At 66.8% G+C, this 23,326-nt stretch carries 19 protein-coding genes; 3 read left to right on the top strand and 16 right to left on the bottom strand.

The window, feature by feature from the left end; all coding sequences use genetic code 11:
- Positions 1-3: 3 nt before the first annotated feature.
- Both ASC63_RS08150 and ASC63_RS08145 read right to left on the bottom strand, forming a co-directional pair.
- A complete protein-coding gene (locus ASC63_RS08150) occupies positions 4-1,509 on the bottom strand; it encodes a glycoside hydrolase family 3 protein (protein WP_235492011.1) in 1,506 nt (501 codons plus the stop codon).
- A 21-nt stretch (positions 1,510-1,530) separates the two neighbouring features.
- A complete protein-coding gene (locus tag ASC63_RS08145) occupies positions 1,531-3,168 on the bottom strand; it encodes a beta-N-acetylhexosaminidase (protein WP_157487634.1) in 1,638 nt (545 codons plus the stop codon).
- A gap of 137 nt (positions 3,169-3,305) precedes the next feature.
- Here ASC63_RS08145 and ASC63_RS08140 point away from each other — a divergent pair, with 137 nt between their 5' ends.
- Complete coding sequence (locus ASC63_RS08140) at positions 3,306-3,758, top strand: GNAT family N-acetyltransferase (protein ID WP_055811748.1); 453 nt, start codon at positions 3,306-3,308, stop codon at positions 3,756-3,758.
- A gap of 28 nt (positions 3,759-3,786) precedes the next feature.
- Complete coding sequence (locus tag ASC63_RS08135; protein ID WP_235492010.1) at positions 3,787-4,104, top strand: MGMT family protein; 318 nt, start codon at positions 3,787-3,789, stop codon at positions 4,102-4,104.
- Positions 4,105-4,120: 16 nt separating this feature from the next.
- Here the strand turns inward: ASC63_RS08135 and ASC63_RS08130 are convergent, their stop codons facing one another.
- From ASC63_RS08130 to ASC63_RS08115, 4 genes are all read right to left on the bottom strand, one after another.
- A complete protein-coding gene (locus ASC63_RS08130; protein WP_055811744.1) occupies positions 4,121-5,935 on the bottom strand; it encodes an ABC transporter ATP-binding protein in 1,815 nt (604 codons plus the stop codon).
- On the bottom strand, positions 5,932-7,782 hold the full coding sequence (locus ASC63_RS08125; RefSeq protein WP_055811743.1) for an ABC transporter ATP-binding protein: 1,851 nt from the start codon (positions 7,780-7,782) through the stop codon (positions 5,932-5,934). Before ASC63_RS08125 ends, ASC63_RS08130 begins: the two co-directional genes overlap by 4 nt.
- Before the next feature lie 515 nt (positions 7,783-8,297).
- A complete protein-coding gene (gene ddaH / locus ASC63_RS16795) occupies positions 8,298-9,548 on the bottom strand; it encodes a dimethylargininase (RefSeq protein ID WP_327063341.1) in 1,251 nt (416 codons plus the stop codon).
- Between the two features lie 9 nt (positions 9,549-9,557).
- Positions 9,558-10,652 (bottom strand): Glu/Leu/Phe/Val dehydrogenase family protein, encoded by a 1,095-nt coding sequence (locus ASC63_RS08115; RefSeq protein WP_055811742.1) that lies wholly within the window; start codon positions 10,650-10,652, stop codon positions 9,558-9,560.
- Between the two features lie 94 nt (positions 10,653-10,746).
- On the opposite strand from ASC63_RS08115, the gene ASC63_RS08110 reads away from it, so the two are divergent.
- Positions 10,747-11,226, top strand: coding sequence for an Lrp/AsnC family transcriptional regulator (locus tag ASC63_RS08110; RefSeq protein WP_055811741.1), 480 nt, complete (start codon positions 10,747-10,749; stop codon positions 11,224-11,226).
- A gap of 108 nt (positions 11,227-11,334) precedes the next feature.
- Here ASC63_RS08110 and purH read toward each other — a convergent pair whose 3' ends face one another.
- From purH to ASC63_RS08060, 10 genes are all read right to left on the bottom strand, one after another.
- Entirely contained in the window at positions 11,335-12,927 is a 1,593-nt protein-coding gene (gene purH / locus ASC63_RS08105; RefSeq protein WP_055811740.1) for a bifunctional phosphoribosylaminoimidazolecarboxamide formyltransferase/IMP cyclohydrolase, read from the bottom strand.
- A complete protein-coding gene (purN, locus tag ASC63_RS08100) occupies positions 12,924-13,517 on the bottom strand; it encodes a phosphoribosylglycinamide formyltransferase (RefSeq protein ID WP_055811733.1) in 594 nt (197 codons plus the stop codon). The genes purH and purN overlap by 4 nt, the downstream gene beginning before the upstream one ends.
- Before the next feature lie 52 nt (positions 13,518-13,569).
- Positions 13,570-14,784, bottom strand: coding sequence for a cell division protein PerM (locus tag ASC63_RS08095; RefSeq protein ID WP_055811731.1), 1,215 nt, complete (start codon positions 14,782-14,784; stop codon positions 13,570-13,572).
- Between the two features lie 115 nt (positions 14,785-14,899).
- Positions 14,900-15,787 (bottom strand): succinate--CoA ligase subunit alpha, encoded by an 888-nt coding sequence (gene sucD / locus ASC63_RS08090; protein ID WP_055811728.1) that lies wholly within the window; start codon positions 15,785-15,787, stop codon positions 14,900-14,902.
- A gap of 15 nt (positions 15,788-15,802) precedes the next feature.
- Positions 15,803-16,966: an ADP-forming succinate--CoA ligase subunit beta gene (gene sucC, locus ASC63_RS08085; RefSeq protein WP_055811725.1), complete on the bottom strand. Its 1,164-nt coding sequence runs from the start codon at positions 16,964-16,966 to the stop codon at positions 15,803-15,805.
- A gap of 132 nt (positions 16,967-17,098) precedes the next feature.
- Positions 17,099-18,085 carry a LysR family transcriptional regulator gene (locus tag ASC63_RS08080; protein WP_055811722.1) on the bottom strand — a complete coding sequence of 329 codons (987 nt, stop codon included), beginning with the start codon at positions 18,083-18,085 and terminating at the stop codon, positions 17,099-17,101.
- Positions 18,086-18,172: 87 nt separating this feature from the next.
- Positions 18,173-19,006 carry an ATP-binding cassette domain-containing protein gene (locus ASC63_RS08075; RefSeq protein WP_055811719.1) on the bottom strand — a complete coding sequence of 278 codons (834 nt, stop codon included), beginning with the start codon at positions 19,004-19,006 and terminating at the stop codon, positions 18,173-18,175.
- A complete protein-coding gene (locus ASC63_RS08070; RefSeq protein ID WP_055811716.1) occupies positions 19,006-20,757 on the bottom strand; it encodes a dipeptide/oligopeptide/nickel ABC transporter permease/ATP-binding protein in 1,752 nt (583 codons plus the stop codon). Before ASC63_RS08070 ends, ASC63_RS08075 begins: the two co-directional genes overlap by 1 nt.
- A complete protein-coding gene (locus tag ASC63_RS08065) occupies positions 20,754-21,695 on the bottom strand; it encodes an ABC transporter permease (protein ID WP_055811713.1) in 942 nt (313 codons plus the stop codon). The genes ASC63_RS08070 and ASC63_RS08065 overlap by 4 nt, the downstream gene beginning before the upstream one ends.
- Positions 21,696-21,768: 73 nt before the next feature.
- The gene (locus ASC63_RS08060; RefSeq protein ID WP_055811710.1) at positions 21,769-23,325 is read right to left on the bottom strand and encodes an ABC transporter substrate-binding protein; all 1,557 of its coding nucleotides are present in this window, start codon (positions 23,323-23,325) and stop codon (positions 21,769-21,771) included.
- Position 23,326: the final 1 nt, after the last annotated feature.

Raw genomic sequence — 23,326 nt, 5'->3', positions numbered from 1 at the left:
GTCTCACGACGCATCCCCTCGCAGCCAGGCGAGCAGGGCGCGGCCGATCAGTCGGGTCGCGCCGAACGTCGCAACATCCGCGTAGCGACGATCCTCCGAGGGCCAGCCCATATCCACGACAAGCACCGACGCCCCTGCCGCGCGCAGTGCGTCCACGGCGTCGCGCACAAAAGCATGCAGGTGGTTGTTTCTGCCGATGAGCAGCACCGGAGTCTCGATGGCGAGCGCCGCATCGAGCGAATCACCGGCAGCGAACGCGAGGAGCTGCTGGCCGCTGAATGCGACGGATGCCGCGGCATCCGGATTCTGCGCGGTCTCGGCGAACGGCCCCCAACGCGCGGCGCCGACGGCGATGTTCGCAACGCTGTCCATGCGCATCACGGTATACCGTGCGGAGCCACGCCCGGGCCACGTGTGCGCACCGGGCTGCACATCGAAGGCGGCGATCACCCGGGCGTCCTCGGCAGCCTCATCGTGCGAATCGGCTTCGACGCGGTCGGCGGATGCCGCAATCGGGATGTCGCGGCGCTGCGCCGCGAGCGCACGGGAGAGGCCGCGCACCTGAGCGGCGGCGGCCTCGACACGCTGCGACTCGAGGCGGCCGTCGCCGAGCGCCGTCAGAATCTCCTCTTCGATCTCGCCGAGCTGCGCATCCGTGTTCCTGGTTCCGATGCAGAGCAGCTCGCAGCCGGCCGCGAGGGCCCACACCGCGGCGACGGGGATGCCCGTCACGCCGCTCGCGCCCTTCATGTCGAGTGCGTCGCTGACTATCACGCCCTCGAAGCCGAGCTCGTCGCGCAGAAGCCCCTGCAGAATGCGTCGGCTCAGTGTCGCCGGGTTCTGCGCGTCGAGCTGGGGCAGCAGAATGTGCGAGGTCATGATGGTGCGTGTGCCCGCGGCGATGGCCGCCTCGAACGGCTTGAGTTCACGCTGCCGAAGCTCCTCGAGCGAGCGGTCAACGACCGGCAGGGCCAGGTGCGAGTCCTGGGCCGTGTCACCGTGACCGGGAAAGTGTTTCGCACTTGCGGCAACGCCCTGGCTCTGCAGCCCGGTCACCCATGCGGCGCTGTGCCTGGCCACGGCCTCGGGGTCGATTCCGAAGCTGCGCACCCCAATCACCGGGTTGTCCGGGTTCGAATTGATGTCGACGTCCGGGGCGAAGTTCACCGTACAGCCGGCCAGGCGCAGCTGCCTGCCAACCTCACGCCCGACTGCTGCGGTCGCCTCCAGGTCGTTCCAGCGGCCGAGCACGGCATTGCCGGGGTACGGAGATCCTGTTGAGGCGAACAGTCTGGTGACGTCGCCGCCCTCCTCGTCGATGGCGATGACGGCGAGCGGATTGGCGTCGAGAATCGCGTCGGTGAGCGCGCGCAGCTGGCCCGCCGAGACGACGTTCTCACCGAAGAGGCACACGCCGCCCAAACCATCGACGAGGCGCGCCCGCAGCCACTCCGGCAGGGTCGTGCCCTCGAAGCCGGGCAGAAGGGTTGCCGCCACTGTGCGTCGCATATCGGTCATCGTCGGCACAGTTCAGTCCGCAATGCCCGCGGTGATCTGCGCCATGTATTCCTCGCGCTGCGCGCGGGTGGCCGGCCGCCCCGGGATGCCGGGACGTGTCTGCCACGGTCGCGGGCCATCCGGGTGGCGGTATTCGACGCCGATGGCGTCGAGGCGCGCCAGGTGTTCGTCGAGGCGCGTCGAGAACTCCGCATAGTCGCGCTCCCCCGTGCTCCACAGCGCCTCGGCGAGCGCACACAGGCGCGGAAAGGCAAAGTAGTCGACGATGCGTGGCGAATCCATGTGCTCGGTCCAGATATTGGCCTGCCCGCCCAGCACGTGCGCGGCCTCGGCGGCGCTCAACTCGGAAGGGACCGGATCGAAGGCGTAGACGTCTTCGACGCTCAGCACCGTCGCGACGGGGATGGGCTCGTCAGGGGCATCCGATTGCCGGTAGTCGAGGTACACCTGGTCGTCGGGACAGGAGACGACGTCGTGGCCACGACGGGCCGCCGCGATGGCGCCGGCCATGCCGCGCCACGATGCGACAGTCGCCCCAGGGGCGAGCCCTCCCTCGAGAATCTCGTCCCAGCCGAACAGCCGCCGTCCGCGTGCGGTCAGATGGTCGTCGAGACGGGTGATGAACCAGCTCTGCAGCTGCTCCTCGTTCTCGACTCCCAGCTCCCGCATGCGCTTCTGGGTGCGCGCATCCGAGGCCCACTGCACCTTGGGGCACTCGTCGCCGCCGACGCCGATATAGGCGGAGGGGAACAGCTCCATGACCTCATCGAAGACGTTCGTAAAAAACTCGAGCGTGCTCTCCTCGACATTCAGCACGTTTTCGTTGACGCCCCAGCGCGTCCAGGGCTTCAGCGACTCGCTCGTGACGCCGAGCTCGGGGTACGCGGCGATGGCGGCCTGCGCGTGGCCCGGCGTCTCGATCTCGGGCACCACCGTGACGAAGCGCGCCGCGGCATAGGCGACGATCTCGCGAATATCGTCCTGCGTGTAGAAGCCACCGTGCGGTCGACCGTCGAAGCCCGGCGCTGGGCCGCCGCCCTCGGCCCCCACCTGACTTTCCTGGCGCCAGGAGCCGACCTCGGTCAGCCGCGGGTACCGCCTGATCTCGATGCGCCAGCCCTGGTCTTCGGTCAGGTGCAGATGCAGGGTGTTCAGGCGGTGCATGGCCATCAGGTCGATGAAGCGCAGCAGATCGTGCTTGGGCATGAAGTGCCGGGCGACGTCGAGCATGGCACCCCGCCAGCCGAAGCGCGGCGCATCCGTGATGCTCACACACCGGATGCGCCAGTGCGCGTCGGCCACCGCTGCACGTCGATAGACCGTCGGCGGAAGCAATTGCAGCAGTGCCTGGCAGCCGTAGAAGACGCCCGCGGCGTCGCCGCCGGTGATGCGGATGCCCTCGCTCACCACCTCGAGGCGGAACGCCTCATGACCCAGGGACGGCTCGAGCGACAGCTCGATTGCGTTGTCGCCGCCGGCGGACGCGGTATCGGCGATCTGCCCGAGCGGCAGCCCGGTTGCCGGCCTCAGCGCCGCCTGCAGCCAGGCGACGACGCCGCTGAGGGAGGCGGGCGCGGCAATGCGCGTGTCAGCGTCGAGCAGAAACTCTCCGTCGCGCTCGTCGAACGAGGCCGGCCGTGGAATCAGCATGGCCCCAGTTTCGCATCCCGCGCCATGCATCCGGCACCCTCAGAACCCGAAAGGAGAGACGCGATTCATCCGTCATATTCGCTGTCCGCGCAATTGCTGACTATCCGCCGATCACCGGGGTCGGTTACCCTGTTGCCATGGCTGAGTTGAAACTGGAAGAGTTGTCTGCGTCGAACATCGTGGCCGCCAACAATCTGACCCTCAAGCCTGGACAAGAGCAGTTCATCGCGCCGGTCTCCTATTCTGCGGCTTCCGCGGTGATCAATCCGAACACCTCGTGGCAGCGGGTCGTGACCCTCGGTGACGATGTGGTGGGCTTCATCCATGGAAACTTCGACCCGGATTCCGAGCATGAGGAATTCCGCGCCTGCATCTGGCGCATCAACGTCGACGCGGAGGCCCAGGGCCAAGGCGTCGGCACCTTCGCCACCCGCGCGCTGGCCGAGGAAGCCCGCGCCCGTGGCTTCGACCGCATCACCGTGATCTGGGAGCCCGGCGAAGACGGACCGGAGGCGTTCTTCCACCGCATCGGGTTCACCGATGTCGGCGAGACGCAGTACAGCGAGACGATCGGTGCCCTCCAGCTCTGAGCCATCGCGGCGCGGCGCAGGTGGCCCCGTGCTGAACGAATCCTTCGTCGAGCACGTTCTGGCCATCGTGGAAGATATCCCCCCGGGCCGGGTCATGACCTATGGCGGCATCGCCGCCGAACTCGGATCGCGCGGCGCGCGCGTGGTCGGCCAGGTGATGGCGCGCTACGGCAGCGACGTGGCTTGGTGGCGGGTCATCCGAGCCAGTGGCGAACCGCCCCTCTGCCACGATGCGCGCGCGCTCGAGCACTATCGCGCCGAGAACACGCCGCTCGCGGATCGCGCCGACGGCAGCTACCGCATCGACCTGCGCACGGCGCGCTGGCGACCGGACACCGGTCGCTGAGCCTGCCGAAGCGCGGTCACACGAGCGAGTCGCGCCAGGCGGCGTGCAGCTGGGCGAAGCGGCCCGTGCCAGCAATCAGGTCATCCGGCGTGCCGTCCTCCACGATCATGCCGTGCTCCATCACAAGCACCCGGTCGGCTATCGCCACCGTCGACAGGCGGTGCGCGATGATCACCGCGGTGCGGTCGGCCAGCAGCGTCTGCAGCGCCTGCTGCACGAGCCGCTCGCTCGGAATGTCGAGCGAGCTGGTCGCCTCATCCAGAATCAGCACAGTCGGGTTCGCCAGAAAGGCCCGCGCGAACGAGATGAGCTGACGCTGACCGGCCGAGACGCGCCCGCCGCGCTTGTTCACATCGGTGTCGTAGCCGTTCGGCAGGCCCTGGATGAACTCGTCTGCTCCGACCGCGCGCGCGGCGGCCGTGATCTCCTCGAGCGTCGCATCCGGCTTGCCGATGGCGATGTTGTCGGCCACCGAACCGCTGAACAGGTACGCCTCCTGCGTCACCATCACGATGGCACGGCGCAGATCCTTCGGGTGCAGTGAACGCAGGTCGACGCCGTCGAGCGTGACCTCACCCACCGTCGGGTCGTAGAACCGCGAGATCAGCTTGGCCAGCGTGGACTTGCCCGCGCCCGTCGAGCCGACCAGCGCGATGGTCTGCCCCGCCGGAATATCCAGGCTGAAATCGGGCAGAATCACCCGATCCTCTTTGTAGGCGAAGCGCACGCCATCAAAGCGCACGTGCCCCGCCGACTCCCACAGGTCGACCGGATGCGCCGGGTCGGGAACGCTCTGCGCCTCCTCGAGCACGCCCGAGATCTTCTCCAGCGCCGCGGCCGCCGACTGGTAGGAGTTGTAGAACATCGCCATCTCCTCCATGGGGTCGAAGAAGCGACGCGTGTACAAGAGCACGCCGAGCAGTGCGCCGATCGCCAGCTGGCCCTCGGCCACTCGGAACCCGCCGATCAGCAGCACGACACCGACGGTGACGTTGCCGATCATCACCAGCCCGGGATCGAAGATTCCGAACAGCTGGATCGTCTTGTTGTTGACGTCGCGGTACTCCTCGACGAGGGTGCCGAACTCCTTCTCGTTGCGCTTCTCCTTGCGGAACGCCTTGACCGCGCGGATGCCCGTCATGGTCTCGACGAACTGCACGATGACCTTCGCCGAGGCCACCCGCGAGATGCGGAACAGGCGCTGCGAACGCCTCTGGAACCAGCGGGTCAAGAAGTACAGCGGCACGAGCGAGCACAGCAGCACCACGCCGCTCACCCAGTCGAGCGTGAACAGCGCAATGGTGATGAACAGCATGTACAGGAAGCCCTGTACGAGCTGGTTGATGCCCGAGTCGAGCAGCTCGCGAATCGAATCGAGGTCGCTCGTCTGACGCGAGATGATGCGGCCCGAGGTGTACGACTCGTGAAACTCAAGGCTCAGCCGCTGCGTCTGCAGGAAGACCCGCTTGCGCAGGTCGATGAGAATGGCCTGGCTGATGCGCGCCGAAAGCACCGTGTACCACGCGATCAGCGCCGCACCGGCAATGCCCGAGAGCAGGTACGCGACGCCGGCCATGGCCAGGGGTATCCAGTCCTGCTTGAGCAGGGCCGGCAGACCGCTGTCAATGCCGTACGCGATGAGAATCGGGCCCACGATCTGCGCCGCCGTGCTCACCACGACGATGAGCATGGTCAGAATCACACGCAGCTTGAGCGGGGCGAGCAGGGAGCCCAGCAGACGCAGCGAACGGGCGCGAATCTGACGCGACTCCTGCTTCGTGAAGTCGTTGCGTTCTTCGCCTTCGACGCCGAGAACCGTTGCCGTGCTCACAGGTTCACCTCCTGAAGAATCTGTTCGTCCTGTTCGTCCTCCAGGCTGGAGATGACGAAGCGGTAGTGCTCGTTGGTGGCCAGCAGTTCGCTGTGCCGCCCGACGGCCGTGATGCGGCCGTCTTGCATGAGCGCCACGCGATCCGCGAGCATGACGGTCGACGGGCGGTGCGCCACGATCAGCGCTGTGGTGGATGCGAGCACCCGGCGAAGTGCAGCCTCCACGAGCGCCTCGGTGTCGACATCCAGAGCGGAGAGCGGGTCGTCGAGCACCAGCACGCTCGGGTTCGCCGCAACGGCGCGCGCGAGCGCGAGGCGCTGGCGCTGGCCACCGGAGAGGCTCAGCCCCTCCTCGCCGACCTTCGTCTCGATGCCCTCCGGCAACTCGTAGACGAAACCGGCCTGCGCGACCTCGAGTGCCTCAGTGAGCACCGCATCCGCTTCTGCCGAATCGAGAGCGATGTCGTCACGACCGAGCAGCACGTTTTCGCGCACCGACGCCGAGAACAGTGTGGCGTCTTCGAAGGCCATTGCTATGGCCCGGCGCAGGTCGACGCGCGTGAGATCGCGCACGTCGACGCCGTCGATCTTCACGGCGCCACCGGTGACGTCGTACAGGCGGGTCGTCAGGGCGGTGAGCGTGGACTTGCCGCATCCGGTGAGCCCCACCAGGGCCATGGTCTCTCCGGGCTGCACCGTCAGGCTCACGCCGTCGAGCAGATCGCCGAAACGATCCGGCGAGTCCTGGTAACGAAAGTGCAGGTCGTCGAAGACGAGTTCGCCGCGCGGATTCTCGATGCGCTTCGGCTGCTCGGGGTCGGTGATGGTGTTCACCGTGTCCATCACGTCGAAGAAGCGGTCGGCGGCGGTGCGGGTGTCGAAGGTCATCGACAGCAGGAATCCGATGGACTCCACCGGAAAGCGCAGCACCGTCGCGGTGGCGAAGAACGCCACCAGGTTGCCCGTGGTCATCTCGCCCTGTGACACGAACCAGACACCCACGATGAGACAGATGCCGAAGGCAACATCGGGAATCAGCAACAGCCACAGCCACAGGCCGGCAATGGCCTTGGCCTTCTCGATCTCGGTGCCGCGCAGTTGCTCGGCCTGCGAGGCGAAGTTCTTGAGGGCGTACTTGCCGCGCCCGAACGCCTTCAGCACGCGGATGCCGTGAACCGACTCTTCCACGGCCGTCGCCAGGTCGCCGGCCTGGTCCTGGCTACGGCGCGCTATCACCGAGTACTTTCCCTCGAACACGAAGCCGAAGATCCACAGCGGAATCGAGCAGACGAAGAAGATGAGGCCGAGCACCCAGTTCCAGCTGATCAGAATGATGAAGCCGGCCACGATGGTGAGGATGTTGACCACGAACAGCACGATGCCGAACGAGAGCCAGCGGCGAATGAGGTTGAGGTCGCTGACGGCGCGCGAGAGCAACTGGCCGCTGGGCCAGCGGTCGTGAAAGTTCACCGGCAGATCCTGCAGCCGCGCGTAGAGCGCGTTGCGCATCTTCGCCTCGATGTGGGTGCCGGGCGTGAGCACCAACCAGCGGCGCAGCGCGATGAACACGGCCTCACCGGCGCCGAGGCCGATGACGATCATCACGGCGGGCCACACCTGCGCGGTGTCACCGCTGGAGAGCGGACCGTCGACGAGCCAGCCCAGAACCTGGGGGATGGCGAGCGCGACGAGACTGGCGAGCAAGGCGGCGACCATGCCGAGGCAGATGCGCGGCAGCGCGCTCTTCGCGAACGGGAAGATGCGCATGAGCGTGCGCACCGTTCCCGGTCGAGCCGCGGTTGCGGGCTCGACTATGAGCGGATGCTGGTGGTCAGCGGGGGCAGACATAGGTGAACTCAAGTTTCTGTGATGGTGATGAATGTATGAGCGCCCGGAAAGGTGAAACGTTCCGATTCCGCGGGATGCGAGAGGTCGGTCGCCTCGAGGGACGATCCGACGTCGTGAGCGGCGCGAGCTGCGCCGAAGTGTGAGTCTCTGGCGGCCTTTACCCGGCTGGCGTGAGCGCGGGGATGCCGAAGACAGCACCCCGAACCGCACACGCAGCGGTCTGGATATTCTCTGTCTCTGTCATGACACACTCCCGGTATTTGTCGGCTTCACAGCACCGTCTGTAACGACGCGGCAATCACACGCGAGGGCCGTATCGGCAACTCGCACATGGCAGCCCTACAGGCTATACCGCACCGGCAGCCGTGTGCAAGACTGCGCCGCAACTTCGCCGATCGGCGTGAGCGATTCGCCGGACGGCGGAGCTGCGGGGCGGATGTCGCGTGTCGCGCGAGCAGGAGCGGCGCGCCGAGCGCGGCATCCGCTATTCAGTGACGGACGGACGGCCCGGGCCGCTAGTCGAGGCGAATCGAGAGGCAGGTGACGCAGCCCTCGAGCTTCTCGAACTCGCTGATGTCGACTCGGATCACACGGTAGCCGAGGTCTTCGATGAGCGCCGCCGACTCAGGTGCGCTGGCCGAGATCATCACGGTGTCGTGGCCGAGAACGTTGACCTGTGCGCCGGCGACCTCGGGAACCGGCAGGAACCGCTCGAACAGGCCGGGATCATCCACCAGCGAGGGGTGGCCGATGACGGTGCCGTCGGGCAGCGCGGTCACGGCGCTCTTGAGGTGCAGCGCCTTCGTGACGGGCACGGCTATCACGATGTAGCCGAGCGGCCCGGCGATGGCACGCAACTGGCGAATGCCCTCGGCATTCGTACGCCCGCCGCGGCCCACGTAGACGGTCTTGCCCACCTGCAGAACGTCGCCGCCCTCGAGCGTGCCGGGCTGCTCGATGCGCGTGATGCGGAGCGCGTATTCGCTGAGCTTGGCCTCGGTGCCGCTGGTTTCGTCGCGACGCGACTCGGCGCCGGGGCTCGTGATAATGGCGGTGTCACCCAGCACGACGGCCGTGTCTTCGACGAACACGGAGTCGGCCAGGTCATCGGCGGGAGCGACCTCGACGGGCGTCCAGCCTGCGGCCACGAAGGCCGCGACATAGGCGTCCCACTGCGCGTCCGCCAACTCGGCGTCGATCGCCACGCGGTCGATGTGCGTTGTCAGGCCGTCGGCCAGGTTCGAGGCGGGCAGGCGCACGAACGCCACCCGGCGACCGGATGCTACACCGCGGCCGGCACGCCGCAGAATCGCCGCGTACAGTGGCGGAGCGAGAAAGACGAACACCACCGTGACGGCAAGCCAGGTGATCAGATTGATGCCACCGAGCGTCGCAAAAAGTGGCCCGATGAGCGCCGAGGTGATCGAGCCTCCGTCGACCTTCAACACGCTGCCCAGCAGAGCACCGATTGCGCCGGCAAGGACGCCGGCGATAAGGGTGACGTACCACCGCGACAGGGCGCCGAGCAGAATCGCGATGAACAGCAGCACGAAGACAATCACGGTGCCGAGCGCGAAGTAGTCGCTGAGGCTCACGAGGGCCGCCCACGAGGCGCCGTTGGCACCGAACAGCATGAGCACGTTCACGGCGAACGCCACGAACGCCACAACCAGTGCGGTGAGTAGCGAGGCGATCACCCTCTGCAGGTAACCGCTCCCCTGCGACGGGCTGACGGATGCGGGCACGGGCGCAGCGGTTTCACTCACGCTGCGAGACTACCGGACGATGTCTATGAGTTTTCCGAGTCGCGCCGCCGCGATCTCCTCGGCCGCGACGAGGGTCGTGATGCCACGCTGCTTCGCGTCGGCGAAGATGTGCGCAACTGTTTCGCCGATGGCCTCGATGCGCGCATTCGTCACCTCGATCGAGGGCTGTTCCTCGTTCATCATCGCCAGGAAGATGACCCCGCCCGCGTTCACCACGAAGTCCGGGGCCCACAGGATGCCGCGCGCGGCCAGGCGCGCGGCTCCGTCACGGCGCGCGAGCTGGTTGTTGGCGGGGCCTACGACGGCTCGCACGCGCAGGGCGTCGATGACCTCGTCGGTGAGCACGCCGCCGACGCCGGCCGGCACGAAGACGTCGGCCTGCACCCGGTGCGCCGCATCCGGCTCGACCCAACTCGCGCCGAGCGTCGTGGCGAACTCGCGCTTGGCCGGGTTGACGTCGGTGACGGTGAGTTGTGCGCCCGCGGCGGCGAGGCGTGTGGCGATCAATGAGCCCACGTGGCCGAGACCGAGAACGATGAAGTGACGGCCGGCAACCTCGCGGCTGTCGAATGCCTCGTCGAGGGTCGCGAGCAGCGCGGCATAGACGCCCGCGGCCGTTGCGTCGCTGGGCTCACCCACGCCGCCATCCGCCGAGGGCAGGCCGCAGACGTGTGCAGTGCGGCTGGCGACGACGGCCATGTCCTCGGCGCTGGTGCCGACGTCTTCCGCGGTCATGTACGCACCGCCGAGGCTCTCGATGGCGTCGCCGAGATCGAGCATGGCGTCACGACGCTGCTCGGCGTCGAGCACCGTTCCGGTGGGCAGGTAGATCACGGTTTTGCCACCGCCACGGTTGAGTCCCGCCGCCGCATTCTTGAGGGTCATGCCCTCGGCCAGGCGCAGGGAGTCGTTGACGGCCTCGACCCAGTTGTCGTAGTGCCACAGGCGGCATCCGCCGAGCGCCGGACCGAGTGTGGTGGAGTGCACCGCGAGGCTCATGGTGAGGCCACTGCGCGGCCCCTTCACCACGAGAAGGCGTTCGTGCGGCAGAGCGTCGCCGGTGGTGGCGAGCAGGTCGATGTTCTGGGCGGAGTGGGCATCCATGATGCTGATCTCAATACAATGCGGCGATCTGCGCAAGTGCGACACAGGGCATAAGGCAATATGATCAAGTCATCCGTCAGTTTATGCGAATTGGATGTGCACTGTGCCCACTCTCGACGCCACCGACCGTCGCATCCTGCTCGCGCTCGAAGACGACCCGCGGGTTCCCGTGGTGTTGCTCGCGCAGCGCCTGGGCCTGGCCCGCGGAACCGTGCAGTCTCGACTCGAGCGGCTCGCCTCCGACGGCACGCTGCTGCCGAACAGTGTGCGCGTGCCCCCGGATGCCCTCGGCCGGCCCATGCGCGCCATCATCACGGCGGAGCTGGACCAGACCGAATTCCCCGCCGCGATGGATTCGCTCGCGCAGATCGCCGAGGTGCTGGAGTGCGCGGCGATCTCCGGCGAGAGCGACCTGTTTCTACAGGTGGTGGCGCGAGATCCTGATGACATGTATCGGGTGAGCCAGGAGATTCTGGCGTGCCCCGGCATTCGGCGCACCTCGACCTCACTCGTGCTGCGCGACCTCATCCCGTTCCGCACGACCGCCCTGCTCGGCCAGGCCTCCGCAGGTTGAGGAGCGAGGAACGAGCGTCTCGAAACCGAGCCGCGCACCCTTGGTTTCGAGACGAGGCCTCCTTCGTCGACCTCTCCTCAACCAGCGGGTGCGGAGGAGTGGAAGGCCTCAGTGGTAGAAGTGGCGCTCGCCCGTGAAGTACATCGTGACGCCGGCCGCCGTCGCCGCGGCGACGACCTCCTCGTCGCGAATCGAGCCGCCGGGCTGCACTATTGCGCGGACGCCGGCGTCGATGAGCAGTTGGGCGCCATCCGCGAACGGGAAGAAGGCGTCTGATGCCGCGACCGAGCCGGTCACGCGCTCACCGGCCCTCGTGATGGCGAGCGCACACGAGTCCACACGGTTCACCTGGCCCATGCCCACCCCGACGGATGCGCCGTCGTGCGCGAGCAGGATCGCGTTGGACTTCACGGCCCGGCACGCCTTCCACGCGAACTCGAGGTCGGCGCGCGTCGCGGCATCCGCCTCGTCTCCTGCGACAAGCTGCCAGCCGTCCGAACTGAAGTCGTCAAAGTTGTCGCGACTCTGCACGAGCATGCCGCCGGAGATCTGCCGCATCTCCTCCATGGCTCGGTCGTAGCCGGCGGGCAGGCGCAGCAGCCGCAGGTTCTTCTTGGTGGAGAGCAGCTCGAGCGCATCCGGCTCGAAGTCGGGGGCCACGAGCACCTCGGTGAAGATGTCTTTCACCGTCTCGGCCATCGCCAGGGTCACGGTGCGGTTGGCCGCTATCACGCCGCCGTAGGCCGACACCGGGTCGCAGGCGTGAGCCTTGCGGTGCGCATCCGCAATATCGTCGCCGACGGCGATGCCACACGGGTTGGCGTGCTTGATGACCGCCACCGCGGTCTCATCGAAGTCGTATGCCGCGCGCAGGGCGGCGTCGGCATCGACGTAGTTGTTGTACGACATAGCCTTGCCGTGCAGCTGCTCGGCCTGGGCGATGCCGGGCAGCCCGAAGCCCTGCTCGTAGAGGGCGCCGCGCTGGTGCGAGTTCTCGCCGTAGCGCAGAATGCTCGCGCGGTTCCAGTAGCCGCCGATCCAGCCCGCAAAGCCCGTGTCACCGGCATCGCTCGAGACCGTGCCGCCGAGCCAGGTGGCCACATTCACGTCGTAGCTTGCGGTGTGCCGAAAGGCCGCGACGGCAAGCGCCTTGCGCTGCTCCAGTGTGGTTCCCCCGGCGGCCAGCGCCGAGGCGATCTCCTCGTAACCGGATGGCGAGACCACCACGGCGACATTCGCGTAGTTCTTGGCCGAGGCGCGCACCATGGAAGGCCCGCCGATGTCGATCTGCTCGACCGTGTCATCCTCCGAGGCGCCGGATGCCACAGTCTCGGCGAACGGATACAGGTTGACGACCACCAGTTGGAACGCCGCAATGCCCAGCTCGGCCAGCTGCTGTTCGTGCGACTCGAGACGCAGGTCGGCGAGCAGTCCGGCGTGCACCGCAGGATGCAGCGTCTTCACCCTGCCGTCGAGGGATTCGGGGAACCCCGTGAGGGCCGCGACATCCGTCACCTCGAAGCCCGCGTCGCGAATCTTCGCGGCGGTCGACCCCGTGGAGACCATCTCGACGCCCGCCGCGGAGAGCGCCGCCGCCAGCTCGAGCAGGCCGGATTTGTCGCTGACGGAGATCAGCGCGCGCGTGATAGGCACGACGTCGCGCACGCGGTAGAGAGAGGGATCCTGGCTGGGGGCGCTCATGCGGTGGGTAACTCCTTGAGGTTGATGTGACCATTGGCGATATCGAGCACGGCCTGCACCAGCAGGGAGCGTTCGACGATTTTGATGCGTTCGTGCAGGGTGGCCTCGGTGTCGGCAGGCTCGATCGGCACGCGCTGCTGGGAGATGAGCGGCCCGGCGTCGATGCCGTTGTCGACCACGATGAGGCTCGCGCCGGTCTCGGCGACACCCGCGGCGAGCGCGTCGCGCACGCCGTGCGCGCCGGGGAATTCGGGCAGATAGGCCGGATGCGTGTTGATCAGCTGGGGCGAGAGGGCGTCGACGACCCGCACCGGCAGCAGGCGCATGAGCCCGGAGAGGATCACGAGATCGGGCTGCCACTGCTGGATCTGTTCGAGCATGGCGTCGCCCCACTCCTCGCGCGACTCGAACGAGGTGAACGGAACCGTGAACGAGGGGATGCGGAACTCCTCGGCGAGGGCCAGCCCGTCTGCGTCACGATCGGCGCCGATCGCCACGACCCGCGCCGGAAACTCGGCGTCTTCGGATGCCTCAAGCAACGCGCGCAGATTCGATCCGCCGCCAGAGATGAGGACGACAAGTGAGAGCACCCACCCAGCCTAGCGGTGCTCGAATGAGCAGCGATCGCCGGCCGTGAATCGATCAGCGGCGCGCGCGGGAGAGCAGGCCTATTGCGGCCGCAACGGCAACCTCGATCGCCGCGAGCACACCGACAAGCCACGGGTTCGGGCCCACCTCGTGCAGGCGCCCCGGGCCGAACGCACCGGCGGACCACCAGGCGAGCAGACCGAGCTGAATGCCCGCAACCGCACCGATGCCGAGGGCCGTTGCCGCGCTCCACCCTGCGGTTCGCGCGCTGCCCGGCACGGCGGCAACACGCGAGCGCACGAGTACCCCGGCGAGGTAGCCGCAGATCAACGGCACAACGAGCCCGATGAAGCCGAACAGGAGTTCGCCCTGCGGCAGTACCCCGAAGAGCGGCAGGCTGGGAATCGGCCCCAACTGCGTGCCCATCGGGCCGACGGAGGATCCGGTGCCGAGCGCGAAGCCCGGCCCGATGAGCCACGACGCCGCCCAGACGACCAGGTTCGGCAGCAGAGCCAACTCCCCCAGGGTGAGCACCGAGCCGCCGAGAGCGCCGGCGTGCAGGCCCTCGTACAGGCCGATGATGGTGCCGAAGTTCACCACGACGAGCAGGGCGGTGAGCACGGCGGCCGCGGCCAGCAGCAGGGCGGTGGCGGCGGTGCCTCCGCGCAGTGCAGCCAGAATGCCGTCGCGGGTGGCCGGGGCGAGGGCGGCGAAACGGGCGCGGATGCCGCGAGCGGCGGCATCCGTATCACCGCGCGCGTGCCGGGCGATGCCTGCGCAGACACCGACGGCGACGCCGAGTGCGAAGACGAAGGTCGGCAGCAGTACACCCTGCCACAGCGGGAACGCCACGAGGGCGCTGCGGGCCGACAGCGCGATCACCGTGCCGAGCAGGCCGTAGACGACGACGGCCGAGACGATGCCGATGCGCCAATAGGGCGTCTGGGCGGCCCGCAGGCCCGTGCGCACGCCGAAGAGCAGCGCCAGCAGGGCAAAGCCGAGCAGTGCGATGGTCATGGGGAATGGCACGGATGCCCCCGGCAACCCCAGCGCCGCGGCGGTTGTCGCCGGCAGCGTGATGGTGAGGTCGACGCCGTGACCGAGCAGCCAGACGTCTGCCGCCGCCTTGAAGAACACGGCCCAGTCGATGCCGAGGTCGAATTGCACCGCCCACAGGATGGTGAGGGGAACGAGCACGATGCCGAGCCCGACGGCTACGGCGATGAGCGCCTCCAGCGCGGCGAGCAGGGCGACGGTTGTGCGGTTCATCTGGGCCGAGCCTACCTGCCGACTCCGAAAACGACGGATGCGGCGCGCGCGGCGGGACGAGCCTTAACGACGGATGGCCCGCCGAGGCGGGCCATCCGGTAATGCAGAGGTGCGGTTAGAGCGCGGCGTAGACCTCACGCAGCAGGGCGGCGGTCTCGCTCGGCGTCTTGCCGACCTTGACACCGGCGGCCTCGAGGGCCTCCTTCTTGGCCTGCGCGGTGCCCGCCGAGCCGGAGACGATGGCGCCGGCGTGGCCCATCGTCTTGCCCTCGGGAGCGGTGAAGCCCGCGACGTAGCCGACGACCGGCTTGGTGACGTGTGCCTTGATGAACTCGGCAGCACGCTCCTCGGCGTCGCCGCCGATTTCACCGATCATGACTATCGCCTTGGTCTCGGGGTCGGCCTCGAACGCGGCGAGCGCGTCGATGTGCGTCGTACCGATCACCGGGTCGCCGCCGATTCCGATGGCGGTGGAGAAGCCCAGATCGCGCAGCTCGTACATCATCTGGTAGGTGAGCGTGCCCGACTTGGACACCAGGCCGATCTCGCCCTTGCCGGTGATGGTGGCGGGCGTGATGCCCACCAGCGACTCGCCGGGCGTGATGATGCCGGGGCAGTTCGGGCCGATGATGCGGGTCTTGCCGCCCTTGGCCTTGGCCGTCGCCCAGAACTCGGCCGAGTCCTGCACGGGGATGCCTTCGGTGATGACCACCACCAGCGGAACCTCGGCCTCTATGGCCTCGAGCACGGCATCCTTGGCGAATGCCGGCGGCACGAAGACGATCGACACGTCCGCGCCGGTCTCCTTCACCGCCTCGACGACCGTGCCGAACACGGGCAGCGTGACATCGCCGTGCGTCACCGTGGTGCCGGCCTTGCGTGCGTTCACGCCGCCGACGACTTTGGTGCCGGCCTTGAGCATGAGCGCCGTGTGCTTGGTGCCCTCGCCGCCGGTGATGCCCTGAACGATGACCTTGGAATCCTTGTTGAGAAAGATTGACATGTGTGTATTGGTCCCTTACTTCGAAGCCAGCTCGGCGGCCTTGTCGGCGCCCTCGTCCATGGTGCTCGCCAGCGTGACGAGCGGATGCGCGGCCTCGGCAAGAATGCGGCGGCCCTCCTCCACGTTGTTGCCGTCGAGACGCACGACCAGCGGCTTGTTCGCGTCGTCGCCCAGAATCTCGAGCGCCTTGACGATGCCGTTCGCGACAGCGTCGCACGCGGTGATGCCGCCGAAGACGTTGACGAACACGCTCTTGACCTGCGCGTCGTTCAGAATCACGTCGAGACCGGCAGCCATCACCGATGCGGATGCTCCGCCTCCGATGTCGAGGAAGTTCGCCGGCTTGACACCCTTGTGCTTCTCACCCGCGTAGGCAACGACATCCAACGTACTCATCACGAGCCCGGCGCCGTTGCCGATGATGCCGACCTGGCCGTCGAGCTTCACGTAGTTGAGGTTGGAGGCCTTGGCCTTCGCCTCGAGCGGATCAGCGGCGGCCGCATCTTCCAGCTCGGCGTGGTTCGGGTGCCGGAAGTCAGCGTTCTCGTCGATCGTGACCTTGCCGTCGAGGGCAATGATGTCGCCCTCCTCGGTGAGCACGAGAGGGTTGACCTCGACGAGCGTCGCATCTTCGCCCTTGTAGACGTCATAGAGCTTGGAGATGACCGGGGCGACCTTGGCGATCAGCTCGTCGGGGAATCCGCCGGCACGGGCGATCTCTGCCGCCTTGGCCTCGTCGATGCCGCCCAGCGGGTCGACCTCGATGCGCGCGAGCGCCTCGGGCTTCTCGACGGCGAGCTGCTCGATCTCCATGCCGCCCTCGACGCTGCACAGCGAGAGGTAGGAACGGTTGGCCCGGTCGAGCAGCACGGAGAAGTAGAACTCCTGCGCGATGCGGGCACCACCGGCGACCATGACGCGCTTGACGACGTGGCCCTTGATGTCGAGCCCCAGGATGCTGCGGGCCGCGGCCTCGGCGTCATCCGGAGTCTTGGCGACCTTGACGCCGCCGGCCTTGCCACGCCCGCCGACCTTCACCTGGGCCTTGACCACGACAACGCCGCCGAGCTTCTCGGCAGCTGCGCGCACCTCCTCGGGGGTATCCGCGATGATGCCCGGCAGAACCGGAACGCCATACTGCTCAAACAGGTCTCTGGCCTGATACTCGTAAAGATCCACGCTTATCCAATCCGCTGATGGTCCCGATCACGTTTGTGACGTGTCGCACCGTGACTGCTGTGCATTCCTGGGCGGCTGATCGCTCGGCAGATAGCTCGATGCCGAGATAAATTCGCCACAAGCACTCTACCTTTACCCCGTGACCACTTGCTGACCGCCATGGTGCTCGGCCGCAGCGCCGAGCGCCGCGACCTCCCCCGTCGACGGGTATACCGACACCGGCGCGTACGCGTCGACGTTTTCTTTCGCGAGCGCGATGAATGCGCGTGCCTTCGCCGAGAGCCGTCGACCCGCCGGCCAGGCGATCTGCGCGCGCTCCAGATGCGGCGTGGGCACCAGCGGTCGGGCGACCACCGGCTTGCCTTCGTAGCTGAGGCTGATCTTCGGCAGCTGAATGAACAGCGAATAACCGAGGCCCGCGCCGACCAGCGCACGCGCCAACTCGAAATGCGAGGTGCGGTGGCGAATGTTCGGGGCGATGCCCAGCGCGGCAAAGTATCCCAGAATGTCATCGGCGCTCGGGGGTGTTTCCATCAGGATGAGCGGCTCGTCGCGCAGCTGCTCGGCTCGCACGGCGTCGGCCTGGGCGAGCGGATGATCCCCGGCGAGGATCACATGCATGCGCGTCTCGTAGAGCGAAACCGTGCTGAACGCCTTGTCCAGTGAGAGATCGTACGAGACCACGAGCTCCAGCTCACCTGCGCGCAACTTTTCGAGCAGCATGTCTTCCGACCCGACGACGAAGTTCAATTGGGCGTGCGGATGGGTCTCGGCGAACAGTTTGAGCATGGTGGGGAGGATGGTGGGGGCGAGCGAGGAGAAGCATCCGATGGTGAACGCCCCGGCCAGTTTCGTCTCGCTGCCGGTCGCCTCCAGCTCTTCCACCTGCACGAGCAGGGAGATCACCCGGCCCAGCACCTCCTCGCCGGCCGAGGTGAGCACGACACCGTGTGACTTGTACAGTGTGCACAACTGGATGCCGAGCCCGCGTTCAAGCTCGTCGAGAGAGGATGCGATGGCCGAGCGAGAGACTCGCTCACGTTCGGCCGCGGCACTGATGCTGCCTGTCGCGGCGATGGCGCGAAAGTACTGCAACTGGCGCAGCGTGAACTGGCTCATCGGGGGCACCGCCGTCGGCGCGTCTCGTCGTTGTGGCGCATAGCTTCGTACTGTAGCCGATGGGCCACGGCAACGAACCGGTGCCTGCTACCCGGCGGCCGCGAGCGCATTTCGTCGTTCCCGCCGCTCACGTTGCAGGCGGGGGTCAGGAACCGGCGCCGCGGCGACGAGCCGTTGCGTGTATGGATGCTGTGGCCTCTCGCAAACGTCGCTGCTGGAGCCCTCCTCCACAATGCGGCCGTTCTGGAGCACGATGGTGCGGTCGGCGAATTGGCGCACGACGGCGAGGTCGTGCGTGATGAAGAGATACGAGACTCCGAGCCTCTGCTGTAACTCGGCCAGCAACTCGAGCACCGCCGCCTGGGTGGAGACGTCCAGCGCGCTGGTGGGTTCGTCACACACCACCAGACTCGGCTTCAGGGCCAGGGCTCGGGCAATGGCGATGCGCTGCCGCTGTCCGCCGCTGAAGTCACCCGGGTAACGATCCACCGTGTCGGCGGGCATGTTCACCACGCTCAGCAAATCCGCTATCTGCCCCATGGCCTCGCGGCGGCTGCGGCCGGCCGCCAGCAAGGGCTCGGCCAGGATGCGCCCGATTTTCAGCGAGGGATTCAACGAACCGTATGGGTTCTGAAAGATCACCTGCAGTTCGCTCGCCAGGGGCCGCCGCGCGCGAGCGCTCAGGGAGTCGATCTGACGGCCGCGAAATCGGATGCTGCCGGCCGCGGCAGGGGTGAGCCCGAGAATCACCTTACCGATCGTCGACTTTCCAGAGCCCGACTCCCCCACCAGCGCCAGCGTCTCCCCGGTGCCGATGTGGAATGAAACATCGTCGATGACGCGGTTGACGGATGCGCGCAGGCCTGTCTTGCGATATTCGACGGCGAGAGAGTCGACCTCGAGCAGTGCTGTGGTGTCCATCAGATCCTCACCAGTGACGGCGTCGCCGCGATCAGCTTCTTCGTGTACTCGTGCTGCGGGGCAGAGAAGAGGTCCTCGACGTTCGCGGCCTCCACAAGCTCGCCGTGCGACATCACCACGGCCCGGTCGCAGACATCCGCCACCACGCCCAGATCATGGGTGACCAGGATCACCGCCATGTTGCGCCTCTCGCGCAGCTCGCGAAGCAGGTCGAGAATACCGGCCTGCACCGTCACATCCAGTGCCGTGGTCGGTTCGTCGGCGATGAGAATCTGCGGGTCTCCCGCCAGCGCAATGGCTATCGCTACCCGCTGGATCATGCCGCCGGAAAGTTCGTGCGGATACTTGCGGAGGACATCCACAGGATCGGGCAGCCTCACGCTGGCCAGCAGCTCGACGCTTCTGGCCTTGCGTGCGGCCGACGAGCCGCCCGAGAGATGCCGCAGCACCTCACCCAGCTGCGAGCCGATGGTGAACAAGGGGTCCAGGGCCACCATCGGTTCCTGGGAGACCAGGCCGATGCGACGCCCCCGAACCCGGCGATACTGGGCGCTGCTCGATCCCGCGATGCTCTGGCCGGCAAGCCACACGTCACCGCCGAGCACTCGCCCGCTGGCCGGCAACAACCCCAGCAGCGACAAGGCCGTCACCGTCTTGCCGCTGCCTGACTCGCCGACCAGACCGAGGATCTCACCGGCGGCGAGCGAGAACGACACCTCCCGTACGACGGGAACGACGCCGTGACCCGAATCGAAGCCGACCGAATAGTCGCGCACCTCCAGCACCGCGCCGGGAGCCGTCGGCGCGAGCGCGCCTCTCGCGTGCACCGCGATGGCACGCGCCCGACGCGAGGGCCTTCTCGCCGCCGAGCCCGAGCTCTTCTGCTCGGCGTTCAGATCGCGGATGCCATCACCGAGCAACCCGAACGCCAGGGTCATGAGCGCGATAGTTCCCCCGGTGACCAGCAGCAGATAGCCATCCTGTTGTATGACCGTCGCGGCTTCACCGACCATCCCGCCCCAGCTCGGCGCCGGCGGAACCGTGGCCAAGCCCAGAAAGCCGAGCCCGGTCTGCACGGCCAGGGTGATGCCACTGAAAAGGGAAAGCTGCACGATCACCGGGCCGATGAGGCCGGGCAGCACGTGCCGCAACATGATACGCATATGGCCCAAACCGGAGACCACCGCGGCCGAAACAAAAAGCTCCTCGCGCAGTGACAGACAGGCGCTGCGCACGATGCGCACCAGCGTGCCCGAACTCAACAAGCCGAACGAGAGCATCGATGCGAACAGACTCTGGCTGAAGACCGACAGCACCACCAGCACTATCACGATGCCGGGGAGCGCCATCAGTACATCCACTATGCCGCCGATGAGGCGGTCGACCCAGCCGCCGAGGTAGCCGGCCAGGATGCCCAGAACGACACCGGTAACCACAAAGGCGACGACCGCGATGAGCACGCCCACCAGGGCCGGCTGGCCTCCGTACAGCAGGCGGCTGAGAACGTCTCGACCGAGCGCATCCGTGCCCAGCAGGTGGGCAGCCGATGGCCCCTCGAGCAGATGATCGAGTTGCTGTGTCAGCGGACCATAGGGGGCAATCACCTTCGCCAGAAACACCGCGACCGTGACGACCACGAGAAAAATCAGAGCGGCCAGCGCCAGCGGTTTGCCGAGCAGCGCGCGCCACGCCCCCGAGCGTGCGGGGCGCGTCGTGGCGGCCGCGAGAGCGATGGTGTCGGGAGCACTCATGAAAGACGCACCTTCGGATCGATGATGCCGTACGCGATGTCGACGATCAGGTTGACGATGACGACCAGAACGGTGAAGGCCAGCGCCACACCCTGGATCACCGGGATGTCGTGCTTGTTCGTGGCATCCACCGCGAGAGAGCCAAGCCCTGGCAGCACGAACACGTATTCCACCATGATCGTGCCCGAGAGAGAGCCCACGAAGACCAGCCCGATCATGGTCGAGATCGACAGGCCCGAGTTGCGCAGCGCGTGCTTCCACACCAGCGAGCGCTCCGGCACCCCGGATGCCCGCAGCGTGCGAATGTAGTCCATCCCCATCGCCGTCATCACGCCGTCGCGCGCCACCTTGGCGATGGAGGCGATGCCGTAGAGAGCGAGTGCGGCGACCGGCAGGATGAGGCTCTGCGCCCATCCGCTCGGTGACTGCGCGAACGGGATGTAGCCGGTCGCCGGCAGGATCGCGAGTGACACCGCGAAGATCGACGCCAGCACCAGCCCCACCCAGAAGTTCGGCAGGGCGAATCCGGCAAGAGAGACCACATCTATGACGCGTCGCAGCACTCGCCCCCGGGTAGCGCTGAATACGCCCAGGGAGATGCCGATCAGCGCAGAGACGAGCGTGCCGCCCAGGATGATCGACAGCGACACCGGCACGCGCTGCCCCAGCGTGGTCAGCACCGGGTCGCCGGTGAAGATCGACGTGCCCAGATCACCGTGGAAGACGCCCGTCAGGTAGATCCAGTACTGGCCGAGGATCGGCTCGTTCAGATGCAGCGTCTGCCGCAACGCCGCATACTGCTCGGGCGTGGCGAACACGCCGAGCAGCGAACGTGCCGGATCTCCCGGCACGAAGCTCTGCAGCACGAAGGTGATCACCGAGACCACGAAGAGCAGCGGTATCGAGATCAGGAGTCGTCGAACGATGATGCGCAGCATGCTGACCTTTGGAAAAGATGACGAATGGATGGCGGGGCACCGGCGCACGTCCGGTGCCCCACCGCTTACGGACTTACTTGTTGGACCAGTCGATGATCGACGTGAGGTCGCCGGTCTGGCCCACGAACTGCACACCGGAGACTTTGGTGTTGAACATGTAGATCGCGTCGGTCTGCGCGATGGGCAGCGCATCCGCGTTGTCGACGAGTACCTTGGTCACCGCTTTAGCGGCCGACCCCACCTGGTCGCCGGATGCCGCGGCGAGCGTGTCGTACGCACTGACGACCGCCGGATCCACCACCTTGAACGAGTTCATGACGCCGGTCGGCAGGAATCCGAATGCCGTATTGATGTACTGCGGTCCCCCGCCGCCGCCCAATACCGTGGCGCCGAATTTTCCGCCGACGAGATCGTTCACCCAGTCGCCGAAGTTCGCGTTCGGCTTGAGCTGGAGCTTCACGCCGATGTCACCGAGTTGGGAGGAGACCGCCTGGATCATCTTGGTGTCGGCGGCGCTGAAGGACTGGTAGAAGACCGGCAGGGTGAACCCATTGGCATATCCCGCATCGGCCATCAAGGACTTTGCCTTCGCGACGTCGTACGGATATGTGTCATCCAATGATGCGTCGTATCCATTTTCCGGGCCGCCCACGGTTGCTGGCTGCGCAGTTGCCTTGCCATAGGCGCCATAGGCCGCCTTGGTGATAGCCGCCCGGTCCACCGCGTAGTTCAGTGCCTGGCGAACCTTCACCGATTTGAGCGCCGGAACGACCTTGCCGTCGCGGTCGAGAAGATAGAGTCCGCTCCAGTTCGACGCGTGGTGGATCTCTGTGAGGTTCGCACCCGTCGCGGTGCCGCCCACGGTGGAGTCACCGGACATCACGTCGATCTGCCCGGTCTTCAGGGCCTGAACCTGCTGCGTCACGTTGGGAATGACCTTGACGGTGATCTTGGAATAGTTGATCAGGCTCTGGTCGTAGAAGTTCTTGTTCTTCGTATAAACGTAGTGATCGCCTGCGACGGTCTGGCTGGAGTCGAGCACGTACTGGCCGGCCCCGAAAGTCTTGGCCGCGGTTTCCTTGGGATTCGCGATGCCCGCGGGGCTGATCGGGTCAGCCGCGTAGTAGTCCGGAGTCATCAGCCTGTCGATCATCGGGTTGGGCGTCTTGCTGGTGATGACGACTTTGTCGGCTCCCTCTGCCGTGAACGTCATATCGAGAAAGTAGGCTCTCGTGGGTCCGGTGCCGGTCGAGACGAAATACTGGAACGACGCGACGACTTCCTTCGCGGTCAGTGGTGTGCCGTCGGCGAATTTCAAACCGGGCCGCAGCGTCAGCTCGAACTTCTTGTTGTCGGTGCCCACGTAGCCCCACTTGGTGGCGAGGCCGGCAATCAGCTTGCCGTCCTTGTCGGTGTTCAGCAGTGCCGCGTACGCGGGGTCTTCAAACCAGCGGTTGGGGCTGCCACTTGCCGCCTTGAGCGGGTCGAGACTCACCGGCGCCGTGGACATTCCCACTGTCAGGGTCGGGGGTCCCGACTTTGTGGCGCTCGTGCCGCCACCGGAGCATCCGGTCAGCACGAGTGCCGCCGCGGCCACGACGGCCGCGAGCACATATCTCTTGCTCTTCATG

This window comes from Leifsonia sp. Root112D2 (assembly GCF_001424905.1).
Lineage (GTDB): Bacteria > Actinomycetota > Actinomycetes > Actinomycetales > Microbacteriaceae > Root112D2.
The sequence above is the reverse complement of the archived record's forward strand: the minus strand, read 5'-3'. Positions and strand labels throughout refer to the sequence as shown.

What these genes read in the sequence shown, in the direction of transcription:
- ASC63_RS08070 (WP_055811716.1), bottom strand. Translation starts at nt 20,757, where the DNA reads ATGAGTGCTCCCGACACCATCGCTCTCGCGGCCGCCACGACGCGCCCC.
- purH (WP_055811740.1), bottom strand. Translation starts at nt 12,927, where the DNA reads ATGAGCGCCCCCAGCCAGGATCCCTCTCTCTACCGCGTGCGCGACGTC.
- sucD (WP_055811728.1), bottom strand. Translation starts at nt 15,787, where the DNA reads ATGTCAATCTTTCTCAACAAGGATTCCAAGGTCATCGTTCAGGGCATC.
- ASC63_RS08145 (WP_157487634.1), bottom strand. Translation starts at nt 3,168, where the DNA reads ATGCTGATTCCACGGCCGGCCTCGTTCGACGAGCGCGACGGAGAGTTT.
- ASC63_RS08065 (WP_055811713.1), bottom strand. Translation starts at nt 21,695, where the DNA reads ATGCTGCGCATCATCGTTCGACGACTCCTGATCTCGATACCGCTGCTC.
- ASC63_RS08115 (WP_055811742.1), bottom strand. Translation starts at nt 10,652, where the DNA reads ATGGATGCCCACTCCGCCCAGAACATCGACCTGCTCGCCACCACCGGC.
- ASC63_RS08110 (WP_055811741.1), top strand. Translation starts at nt 10,747, where the DNA reads ATGTGCACTGTGCCCACTCTCGACGCCACCGACCGTCGCATCCTGCTC.
- ASC63_RS08095 (WP_055811731.1), bottom strand. Translation starts at nt 14,784, where the DNA reads ATGAACCGCACAACCGTCGCCCTGCTCGCCGCGCTGGAGGCGCTCATC.
- ASC63_RS08080 (WP_055811722.1), bottom strand. Translation starts at nt 18,085, where the DNA reads ATGAGCCAGTTCACGCTGCGCCAGTTGCAGTACTTTCGCGCCATCGCC.
- ASC63_RS08060 (WP_055811710.1), bottom strand. Translation starts at nt 23,325, where the DNA reads ATGAAGAGCAAGAGATATGTGCTCGCGGCCGTCGTGGCCGCGGCGGCA.
- ASC63_RS08150 (WP_235492011.1), bottom strand. Translation starts at nt 1,509, where the DNA reads ATGCGACGCACAGTGGCGGCAACCCTTCTGCCCGGCTTCGAGGGCACG.
- ASC63_RS08125 (WP_055811743.1), bottom strand. Translation starts at nt 7,782, where the DNA reads ATGTCTGCCCCCGCTGACCACCAGCATCCGCTCATAGTCGAGCCCGCA.
- ASC63_RS08075 (WP_055811719.1), bottom strand. Translation starts at nt 19,006, where the DNA reads ATGGACACCACAGCACTGCTCGAGGTCGACTCTCTCGCCGTCGAATAT.
- ASC63_RS08140 (WP_055811748.1), top strand. Translation starts at nt 3,306, where the DNA reads ATGGCTGAGTTGAAACTGGAAGAGTTGTCTGCGTCGAACATCGTGGCC.